This is a genomic window from Clostridia bacterium (assembly GCA_017438525.1).
Classification (GTDB): domain Bacteria; phylum Bacillota; class Clostridia; order Oscillospirales; family RGIG8002; genus RGIG8002.
Map to the genome: position 1 here is coordinate 104,830 of JAFRVI010000075.1, position 10,924 is coordinate 115,753.

At 55.3% G+C, this 10,924-nt stretch carries 9 protein-coding genes; 8 read left to right on the forward strand and 1 reads right to left on the reverse strand.

The window, feature by feature from the left end:
• Positions 1-101 precede the first annotated feature (101 nt).
• Together spoIID and IJL83_07215 are read left to right on the forward strand one after the other, a co-directional pair.
• Positions 102-1,097, forward strand: coding sequence for a stage II sporulation protein D (spoIID, locus tag IJL83_07210; protein MBQ6553382.1), 996 nt, complete (start codon positions 102-104; stop codon positions 1,095-1,097).
• Positions 1,098-1,185: 88 nt separating this feature from the next.
• Entirely contained in the window at positions 1,186-2,619 is a 1,434-nt protein-coding gene (locus IJL83_07215) for an adenylosuccinate lyase (protein ID MBQ6553383.1), read from the forward strand.
• Positions 2,620-2,694: 75 nt separating this feature from the next.
• On the opposite strand, the gene IJL83_07220 is transcribed toward IJL83_07215, so the two are convergent.
• Entirely contained in the window at positions 2,695-4,104 is a 1,410-nt protein-coding gene (locus IJL83_07220) for an extracellular solute-binding protein (protein ID MBQ6553384.1), read from the reverse strand.
• 326 nt (positions 4,105-4,430) lie between these two features.
• Between IJL83_07220 and IJL83_07225 the strand changes: the two genes are divergently transcribed.
• The 6 genes from IJL83_07225 to IJL83_07250 all read left to right on the forward strand — a co-directional run.
• Positions 4,431-6,410, forward strand: a complete 1,980-nt coding sequence (locus IJL83_07225) for a DHH family phosphoesterase (protein ID MBQ6553385.1) — start codon at positions 4,431-4,433, stop codon at positions 6,408-6,410.
• 19 nt (positions 6,411-6,429) lie between these two features.
• A complete protein-coding gene (rplI, locus tag IJL83_07230) occupies positions 6,430-6,879 on the forward strand; it encodes a 50S ribosomal protein L9 (protein ID MBQ6553386.1) in 450 nt (149 codons plus the stop codon).
• 49 nt (positions 6,880-6,928) lie between these two features.
• Positions 6,929-8,269 carry a replicative DNA helicase gene (gene dnaB / locus IJL83_07235; GenBank protein MBQ6553387.1) on the forward strand — a complete coding sequence of 447 codons (1,341 nt, stop codon included), beginning with the start codon at positions 6,929-6,931 and terminating at the stop codon, positions 8,267-8,269.
• Between the two features lie 5 nt (positions 8,270-8,274).
• A complete protein-coding gene (gene tilS, locus IJL83_07240) occupies positions 8,275-9,612 on the forward strand; it encodes a tRNA lysidine(34) synthetase TilS (GenBank protein MBQ6553388.1) in 1,338 nt (445 codons plus the stop codon).
• 6 nt (positions 9,613-9,618) lie between these two features.
• The gene (gene hpt / locus IJL83_07245) at positions 9,619-10,152 is read left to right on the forward strand and encodes a hypoxanthine phosphoribosyltransferase (protein ID MBQ6553389.1); all 534 of its coding nucleotides are present in this window, start codon (positions 9,619-9,621) and stop codon (positions 10,150-10,152) included.
• A 33-nt stretch (positions 10,153-10,185) separates the two neighbouring features.
• On the forward strand, positions 10,186-10,924 hold a 739-nt coding region (locus tag IJL83_07250; protein ID MBQ6553390.1), incomplete at its 3' end, for an ATP-dependent metallopeptidase FtsH/Yme1/Tma family protein.

Here is a 10,924-nt window from a genome sequence, read left to right on the forward strand (position 1 = left end):
TGTTCTGAAATGCCGTGTATATAAAATTATACACATTTATTCTACTACTTATTATTATAATAGTCAACCGGAAATTTTCGATTTGTGAAAGGGAAAGCAAAATGAAAAGAATACTTGCCGTTTGTCTTTGCTACGCCGCGGTGCTGTTCGCGGTGCCGTTTTTCGTTTCGCGCCCCGGCGCCGCCTCCGCTGAAGAAGGGGAAACCGCCGCGCCGTCCGGATGGGGCGACACGATCAAAGTGTATAATCATAAAACGGACAAGGTCATGCTTCTGAACAGCTTCGACTACGTCGTAGGCGTCGTTGCGGCGGAGATTCCCGCGACATACGAGCCGGAGGCGCTGAAGGCGAACGCCGTCGCCGCGTATACTTACGCGATACGCAAGAAGGAATACACCGAGGCGCACCCCGGCTACGCCGAAAACGAGCACAAGGGAGCCCACGTCTGCACGAACTACGCGCACTGCAAAAGCTGGAAGAGCGAGGAGGAGCAGCGCGAGATGTGGGGGAGCAAATACGAGGAATACCGCGCCCGCGTCGAAGACGCCGTCCGCGCGGTTTACGGTGAAACGCTTCTCTACGACGGCGCTCCCGCGCTGACGGTATTCTATTCTATATCGGCGGGCTCGACGGCGGCGTGCAAGGACGTCTGGGGCAACGATGTGCCGTATCTGCAGAGCGTCGACAGCAGCTGGGACGAAAACGAAAAGGGCTTTCTGTCGACCGTAACGCTTTCAGACGCGGAGGTGAAGGAGAAGCTTGCGGACTGCGCGCTTCCCGACGCGCCGGAAGAATGGCTGACCGTGACCGACCGCGCGGAAAGCGGTTACGTCCGCGCCGTGACGGCGGGGGATAAGACCTTCACCGGCGGGGAGATACGCAAGCTGTTTTCGCTGCGGTCAAACTGCTTCGAGATCGCGCACGCGGACGGAGTCTTCACATTCACCGTCAAGGGCTACGGCCACGGAGTCGGCATGAGTCAGACCGGCTCGCAGGCGATGGCGCTCGCGGGCAGCGGCTACCGGGATATACTTTATCACTACTACCCGGGCACGGTGATCGCCGAGCGTTACGAGCCTGCCGAAAAAGCGGAATAATTATTTGCATTTTCTATTGAAATACGCGGGGAAAAATAGTATCATATAGAAGTTGAGAAAAACCCTTGAACGCGAAAGGGGAATGAAAATGCACGAGTATTACGAAAGCCCGCTCTGCAAGCGCTACGCGGGGAAGGAAATGAAACGCGTCTTTTCCGATGACGTGAAATTCGCGACCTGGCGAAAGCTCTGGATCGCGCTCGCGGAGAGCGAGAAGGAGCTCGGCCTGCCGATTTCCGACGCGCAGATAGCGGAGCTGAAAGCGCATATTGACGATATCGACTACGATTTCGCCGCCGCAAAGGAAAAGGAAGTCCGTCACGACGTTATGGCGCACGTTCATACCTACGGAGAGAAGTGCCCGAACGCGAAGGGGATAATCCACCTCGGCGCGACCTCCTGCTACGTGTGCGACAACGCCGACGTTATCATTCAGCGGCAGGCGATGCTGCTGATAAAGCGCGAACTGCTCGCGGCGATAAGAGCGGTCGCGGAGTTCGCGGAGAAGCACAAGGGCATTCCGACGCTCGCGTATACGCATTTCCAGGCGGCGCAGCCGACTACCGTCGGCAAGCGTGCGACGCTCTGGCTGCAGGATCTGCTGATGGATCTCGAGCAAGTGGACTTCGCGATCTCGAATATGAAGCTGCTGGGCTGTAAGGGAACGACCGGCACATCTGCGAGCTTCCTCGAGCTTTTCGACGGCGACGCCGCGAAGGTCGAGGAGCTCGAGAAGCGCATCGTCGCGAAGCTCGGCTTCAACTCCGCCTACGCCGTCAGCGGCCAGACCTACACGCGTAAGGCGGATTTCGCGCTGCTTTCGGTGCTTTCCGGCATTGCCCAGAGCGCGCATAAGTTCTCGAACGATATCCGCCTGCTTTCGCATCTGAAAGAGGTGGACGAGCCCTTCGAGAAGGGGCAGATCGGTTCCTCCGCGATGGCGTACAAGCGCAACCCGATGCGCAGCGAACGCATCGCTTCGCTGGCGCGTTACTGCATCAGCGACCTGACGAATCCCGCGATAACCGCCGCTTCACAGTGGCTTGAGCGCACGCTCGACGACTCCGCGAACCGCCGCGTCGCGATTCCCGAGGCGTTTCTCTGCGTCGACGCGATCCTCGCGTTGTATATCAACGTCATTTCCGGCTTGAAGGTTTACCCGAAGATGATGGAAAAGCATTTGAAAGAAGAGTTGCCGTTTATGGCGACCGAGAATATCCTCATGTACTGCGTTTCCCGCAAGGGAGGCGACCGCCAGCAGCTCCACGAGGCGATACGCCGCCACTCCGTCGCCGCGGCGGAGCAGGTGAAGCTCAACGGCGGCGAAAACGACCTGCTCGAGCGCATCCTCGCGGACGGGACCTTCGGGCTGACGCGTGAAGAGCTCGACGGAATTCTCGACGCGGGCGGCTTCACCGGCCTCGCGGAGAAGCAGACGGATGACTTCCTCGCCGGTCCCGTCAAGACGGCGCTGGATGCCAACGCCGGTTTCGAAACGGTCGACGTAGAGATAAACGTCTGACGACATACGAATATCCGGATAAAAAACAACGGCTTGAAGCTGATTCGCTTCAAGCCGTTTTGCTTATTCCGTAATTCAGGTGCTGCTGTTTGAAATGCCGTCTATTACAAGGTCGATCTGCTTTGAATACATCTCGCGTACCGTGAGCCAGGAACGGTTGTTTTCGACGGATTCGAGTATGAAATCCCAGGTGTCCGAAAGCTCGACGAAGGTGTATTTGTTTTCGTATTCACGCGGCTTGCGCATGCGCTGGAACTGCTCGTAGGACCAGTTGTTCAGCTCGCACTGCGCGTCGGTGGAAACCTTGTCGAGATCCGGCGTCTGCTTGTAGTAATTGAAGATCTCTATGAACGCGATTGCCGCCTCGGTATCCTTCGCACCTATAGGTATCGCGTGGCCGGAGAGGGCGAAGTCCTGCCGCGGCCCGAGTGCAAGGTGTGAGTTTGTCGGCGCGGGCACGAAGTCGATAGCGCCGGTCAGATTCATCTCTGCAAACGGCGCGGACATCGACAGCCAGTTGCCGTACCAGAGCATGGCGAGCTTGCCGGAGGCAAAGTAGGGGAGCGCCTTCTCCGGCTTGCAGGTGACGCGGGAAACGTTTATCTGTTCGTTAAGGTAGGATATCGCGTCGGTCACGGCGTCGCTGCCAACGGTGTTGACGTATCCGTCACCGGACTTGACCGAGAGCTGTGCGTCGAACATCGCGAAGACCTGACGCATCCATGTGTGATCGTAGCCGAAACCGTAGAGCTGTACCGCGCCGTCCTGTCTGACGGTCAGCCGCTTGCATATGCCGTCGAACTTGTCCAGCGTCCATTCGCCTTTATCGTAGAGCTCGATCGGATCCTCGACGCCGCGCTCGGAGAATATGTTTTTGTTATACCATATGAAATAGTTGGAGTTGAATTCCGGCGCTATGAGGATTCTGCCGTTATAAGTCACCATGTCGAGATAAGGCTTCAAGTCGCTCCAGTTGCGGCTGTCCCAGTCTATAAGATCGGTAAGGTCGGTGAAAAGCCCCTGACGCATGATGCCGGCGACGTCGCCGTCGCGGACTTTGTAGAGGTCCGGCGCGTTTTCCGCAAGAACCATAGATTGAAGCTTCGTTCCGCATTCTCCGTATGGAGCAGTGATAAACTTCACCTGCGGTCCGCCGTATTTGCGAAGATAGCTGATCATATGTATCGAATCGGGGGTATCCGCGTCCCAGTGGCTGAGCAGGGAAACAGTGTGTCCGGACATATCGTACAGCGGTGTTATATACGGCGTGCCGTTTTTGTCAACGAACGTTTCGACAACATCGCCGAGATCTATTTCGGTGTTGCCGGGCTGATACTGCATGCTGAATTCTTCTTCGCTGCCAGCCGCGGATGAGGCGTCGGACGACGCCGGTTTGGAGGGCATACGGGAACAGGCCGCGAACGCGCAGAGCGCGCAAATCGCGACGATCGCGGCGGTTATTCGCTTTTTTGTACCGTTTGCCATTTTCTTTGCCTTTCGCCATATTTAACTGCAAAATTAATCACTATATAATTTTATACATAAACCGTATAGTTTTCTTGTCGTTGAGTGATATTTTTACCGTTCTGTGATATCTATATCGTGAAATGTTTGTTAAAAACAGACCGGACCTGAGTAGTATTTGTGAAAAGAAAACTAAAATATTGATATTTTTATATTTGTGAAAATAACTATTGTAAAACTCATCCGTATTTGGTATAATCATACTATCAGTAACTATGGGTTATTATAGATAAATATATCCGGAGAGAATTGTATCCGGAGGTACACCGCTGATATGAGGTGATAATTTGAAAAACAAACTGTTCAGATTTTTGAATACGGACCTGATCTTCCAGCTTTGCGTCTATACTGCGATATGCGTCGTGTGCTATATTTTCATGGGATTTACGAAGCTGTTCTTCATCGTGCTCGGGATAGTGCTTTTCGGACTGCTTGTGCAGATGCTTCGCAAGTGGGCGATCTCGCGCAACGTCGTCTCGAAGCTGAAAAGTCTCGTCCGTACGCTCGAAACCGCGGAAAGCGGTTCCGACACGATGTTCCCGATGCCGACTGTCATAGTGGGCAAGAACGGGAATATCGCGTGGTACAATGAGCTTTTCTTCGCTTACGTGCTGGGCGGAGCGGACGCTATGGACACGCCATTCTCCGCGATAACTGGAGAGCTTGACTACCGCGCGCTCGGCGTCGACACCGGCGCTGGCGAATGCAGCTTCGACGGCAGGTACTACATGGTCTACGCCGCGGGCAACAACAGCCGCAGCGAAAAGATGCGCGCTTACTACTTTTCCGACATAACGGAGCTGAAAGAGACCGCCATCGAATACGAGCTCAGCAGACCCGCGGTGGCGCACATTTCTTTCGACAGCTACAACGAGCTGATGAAGAGCGTCAAGGACAGCGAAAAGACAATACTCGCCGGCCGTATGGAGCTGATAGTGCACGAGGGGCTTGAGAAGTACGGCGGCGCGATGCTGAAGACCGCGCCCGACCACTACGTTCTCGTTTTCGAGCAGCGCCACATCCCCGAGATGAAGGAAGCGAAGTTCGACCTGCTCGACAAGACCAGAGAGCTTTCCGGCGGCGAGAACTCGCTGTCGACCATCTCCATCGGTATCGGCTACGGCGGAGACGGCTTCGCCGCCTGCGACGAAATGGCGGTGGAAGCGCTTGACATGGCGCTCGGCAGAGGCGGCGATCAGGCCGCTCTGCGCAACGCCGACGGCTTCGAATTCTACGGCGGCAAGTCCCGCGGAGTCGAGAAGCTGACGAAGGTCAAGACCCGCGTCATTGCTACAGAAATTCAGGGTGTTATTTCTGAATCCGACAACTGCATGATAATGGGGCATAAGTTCTCCGATTACGACGCCATCGGGTCCGCTATCGGTATGTACCGCGCCTGCATAAGCACCGGCAAACAGGCGCACATCGTGGTCGACAAGACATCCACTCTGGCGGGCGATATGGTCGAGACCTACAGCGAAATGAGCGAATACAGACACGTTTTCATCACTCCGGATAAGGCGGAGGATATGATAACGAAGAACACTCTGCTCATCGTAGTCGACGCGCACCTTATCGAGCACATCGAGTCGAAGCGCATTTACGACGCCTGCGAAAAGGTCATAGTCATCGATCATCACCGCAAGGGAGTCGACTACATCGACAGGGCGACGGTCTTCTGCCACGAACCGTTCGCGTCGTCCGCGAGCGAAATAGTCACCGAGCTTGTGCAGTATATGAACAACGTGCAGCTGATAAAGACCGACGCGGAGGCGCTGCTGACGGGCATAATGCTCGATACCAAGAAGTTCGCGGTGCGCACCGGCGTCCGCACCTTCGACGCGGCGGCGTATCTGAAAAAGTGCGGCGCGGACTCCGCGGAAGCGCAGAGATACTTCGCGAAGGATATGCGCGAGTATAAGTTTATGTACGAGGTCATTTCGAACGCGAGGGAATACAAGGGCTGCGCGATTGCGGTCTGCCGCGGCAAGCGTGCGGCGGAATACAAGGTAATGGCGGTTCAGGCGACCGACGAGCTGCTGAATATCAACGAGTTCAAGGCGTCCTTCCTTGTCTATGAGGAAAGCTACGGAGTCAGCGTTTCCGCGCGTTCCATGGGCGCGATAAACGTGCAGATAATAATGGAAAAACTCGGCGGCGGCGGCCATCACACCATGGCGGGCGCGCAGTTCGAGAACGCGACCGTTGATGACGTCTACGAACGGCTCTGCGACGCGATAGACGAGTATATGAAGATAAACAAGTAACTTAAAAAGGAGACGCGCTATGAAGGTCATACTTAAAGAAGACGTAAAGGGCTCCGGCAAAAAAGGCGAGCTCGTGAACGTGGCGGACGGATACGCCCGCAACTTCCTCATCCCGAAGGGACTGGCGATCGAGGCGAACGCGACGAACCTCAACGTTTATAACGAGCAGAAGGCGGCCGCGAAGTACCGCGCCGACGAGGAGAAGAAGGACGCGGAGCGCATCGCCGGTATTCTTAACGGCGCGAAGCTGACCGTGAACATAAAGGCGTCCAAAAACGGCAAGCTTTTCGGCTCGCTGACCTCCAAGGAGGTTTCCGCGGCGATAGCGGAGCAGTTCGGCGTCGACGTAGACAAGCGCAAGATCGAGCTTCCCGTCGTCAAGGAAGTCGGAGAAACGGAAGCTAAACTCAAGCTTTACAGCGGCGTTTCGGCGGCGCTGAAAATCGACGTCGTCGGTCAGGACTTCTGATTCAGGCAATAACCGCAGGCGGAAATAACCACAGACAGAAGGTGTTCAAGTGGCATTTGAAGATATAAAGTTCCCTTACAGTCTTGAAGCGGAGCAGGCGGTGCTCGGCGCTCTTATTGTTGAGCCGGATCTTATCAACGAGATCGCTCTTATCCTGCGCCCCGACTGCTTCTATATCCAGGAGCACGCCGCGATATATGAGATACTGCTCAAAATGAGCGATCTCAACAAACCGATAGATTTCGTAACTCTGCTCGAAGAGATCAAATCCGCGGGAGTTTACAGAGACGATGACGAGGCGAAAGAGTATCTCGTCAATCTTGCGCAGACCGTTCCGACCTCGCACAACGTCAAGAACTACGCGAAGATCGTTGCGGACGACTACTATCTGCGTTCGCTGATAACGGCGTCCCGCGAGAACATAGAGGACGCCACCGGCAGGGGAAACGACGTCCGCGAGGTCATGGACGCGGCGGAAAACCGTATTTACGGCATAATGAACGACCGCAACCGCATCCGTCTTACTCCGATAAGCGAGGCCATTCAGGTCTCTCTTAAGAGCATGGAGGACCTTTCCGATCCCGAGAAGCGCGGAGAGATAATGGGCGTGAAGACCGGTTTTTCCTCGATAGATTACTATATAACCGGAATGCGAAAAGCGGATCTGGTCTTCATCGCCGGACGCCCGGGTTTCGGTAAAACGTCGCTCGCGCTGAATATCGCGACGAACGTTGCCAAGACGGGCAAGGGCGTGGCGTATTTCTCGCTTGAAATGTCCGCCGAACAGCTTGCCACCAGGGTGCTCGCCAGCGAGTCTATGATAGACAGCAGGAAGATCATGCGCGGCGAACTCGAGAGCGAAGACTGGATAAAATTAGCCAACACCTGCGACGTTCTTTCCAACGCGCCGATTTACTTTGACGACACCTCGAACATAACGATAACCGAGATGAAGGCAAAGCTCAGACGTCTGAAAAACATAGGTTTGGTCATCATCGACTACCTGCAGCTTATGTCGACCGGCAAGCGCAGCGATAACCGCGCCAACGAGGTCCAGGAGTTGACGAGAAGTATGAAGACGATGGCCAGCGAGCTCGGAGTCGCGGTCCTGTGCTGTGCCCAGCTGAACCGCGAAGCCGCCAAACGTTCGCTGAGTTCAAAAGGCGAAGGCAGGCCGGTGCTTTCCGACCTGCGTGAATCCGGCTCTATCGAGCAGGACGCGGATATGGTCATGCTCCTTTACAAGAAGGACGACTACGCCGAAGACTCCGAAGACAGAGATACCGTCGAATGCATCGTTGCAAAGAACAGACACGGTGAGACGGGCATCGGCAAGCTCCGCTGGATCGGCAAGTATACGCGTTTCGTTTCCATTGATGTGAACAGGTGACGGAGATGAAGGAACAGGTCCTCGAAAAAGTCAGAGCGCATATCCTCGATACGCGTATGATTCACGCGGGGGATAAGGTGCTGCTCGCGCTTTCAGGCGGAGCGGACTCCGTCGCGATGGCGCATATTCTGCTGACTCTTTCCGGGGAAATGGGCTTTTTCGTCTGCGCCGCGCATCTGAATCACTGTCTGCGCGGCGAGGAGTCGGACTACGATGAGCTCTTCGTGAAGAACTTCTGCACGATGCGCGATATTGAGCTTGTTTCCGAACGCGCCGACGTGACCGCGCTTGCCGCGGCGTCTAAACGGGGGATAGAGGAGAGCGCGCGCTCTGCGCGTTACGACTTCCTGTTCCGTGCCGCCGCGCAGCTCGGAGCCGACAGGATAGCGACGGCGCATACGCTTTCGGATAATGCGGAAACGCTGATATTCAATATCGTCCGCGGCAGCGGACTGAAGGGACTCTGCGGCATTCCGGAAACGCGCGGAAAGCTTATCCGCCCGCTGCTTCGGCTGACTCGCGCAGAGACGGAGAGTTATGACAGAGAGTGCGGGTTGCCGTTCGTTACCGACAGCAGCAATTTTGATACGGAATTTACAAGGAACTACATCCGGCAGGAGATAATCCCGCGTCTGACCGAGCTTAACCCTTCCTTCCTCGCATCCGTCGAAAGACTTACCGGAGCGATGAAAGAGGATAACGCCTTCATCGAGCGCGAAGCGGACCGTCTGCTCGCCGTCGCAGGCGAAAAGAAATGCGACCTGCGGCTGCTGCGTGAAGCGGATCCGGCCGTTGCGAAACGCGCGCTTTCGCGCATCTATGCGGATTTTACCGGCAGGCGTCTCGACGCGAAAAACCTCAACGCGCTTCTCGCTTTCGCCGCGTCCGACGGGGACGGACGGACGCAGCTTCCCGGCGCATTCGCCGTGAAGTACAACGGCCGGCTGTCGCTGAACGATTCCGCTGAACGAAAACAACCTAAACGCTTCTATATTACCGCCGAAAAGGCGAACGTCCTTCCGGACGGCAGAAGGGTTACGATAAGCTTGATTGCGGGCGGTTCGGCGGTTGACAAATTCGCGGTCGACGCGTCCCGCGTCGTCGGAGGCCTGCGGCTGCGGCTTCGCGTACCGACGGACGAACTGCGGCTGCCGAAGCGGCCGACAAAGTCGCTCAAAAAGCTCTTTTCGGAGCAGAAGATACCGATCGAAGAGCGCGACCGCGCCGTCGTTCTCTGCGACGACAAGGGCATCGTTTGGGTAGAAAAGTTGGGCGCTGCCGAACGCGCCGCGGCTACCGTCTTTACTGACAGATTATTAAAAATAGAAATAACAGAGGAGTAAACACAAATGGAAAACGTAAAAATGCTCATCACCGAGGATGAGATCAAACGCAGGGTTGCCGAACTCGGTGCGCAGATCACCGAGGACTACGCCGGCAAAAGCATATTGCTTATAGGCGTGCTTAAGGGAGCCGCGGTCTTTATGTCGGACCTTATGCGCGCGATCAATCTCCCCGTTGAGATAGATTTCATGGTCGTATCGTCATACGGCGCCGGAACGCAGTCCGCCGGCAATATCAAGATAGTCAAGGACACTGACGTTTCCGTTGAGGGAAGGGAAGTTCTCATAGCCGAGGATATACTCGACACGGGCATCACCCTGTATAACCTCAAGGAGCTCCTGCTCAAGCGCGGAGCTAAGAGCTTGAAGATCTGCACGATATTCAATAAGCCCGCTCGCCGTAAGAGTCCGATCGAAGCGGACTACATCGGCTTCGACGTTCCCGACGAATTCGTCGTCGGATACGGTCTCGACTACGATCAAAAATACCGCAATCTGCCTTACCTCGGAATACTTGATTCGAGCGTATACGGCGGCTGATAGAGAGAATAACATTACCAAGGAGAGAATATTATGAGAAGATCAAGAGGCGGTCTCGTACTGCTCGTGCTGATAATCGGAGTGCTTCTCGCGTCGCTTTTGCTTTCGCAGGGCGGCTCTTCCGAAAAGCGCACGTATTCCGAAATTATCGACCTCTTCAAGCAGGGCAAGGTCGAAAGCTATTCGCTTAATATAAGCAACGGCAAACTCCTGTTCAGCGTAAAGGACTCGAAAGAGCCGGAAAGCTTTTCGCTGCCCTCCGCGTCGCTGTTTATAGACGACGTCAGAGAGATAGTCAAAGAACAGCACGATAAAGGCACAATAAAGGAATACGACTATACCAAATCGTCCGACTGGGCGGGATATCTCGTTTATATCCCGTACGTTCTGATGTTCGGTCTGATAATATTCTTTATGTTCCGCACGATGAACAACGCCAACCGCAGCGAGAACCGCGCGATGTCCTTCGGCAAGCTGAAGGTGCGTATGGCGAACAATGAGAAGAATAAAAAGACCTTCGCCGACGTTGCGGGAGCCGAAGAGGAGAAAGAGGAGCTCGCGGAGATCGTCGACTACCTCAAAAACCCGACCAAATACATGGAGATCGGCGCGCGTATCCCGAAGGGAATACTGCTCGTAGGCCCTCCCGGCACCGGCAAAACGCTTCTCGCAAAGGCGACCGCGGGAGAAGCGGGTGTTCCGTTCTTCTTCATCTCCGGCTCCGATTTCGTTGAGCTGTTCGTCGGCGTCGGCGCGTCGAGGGTCCGCGACC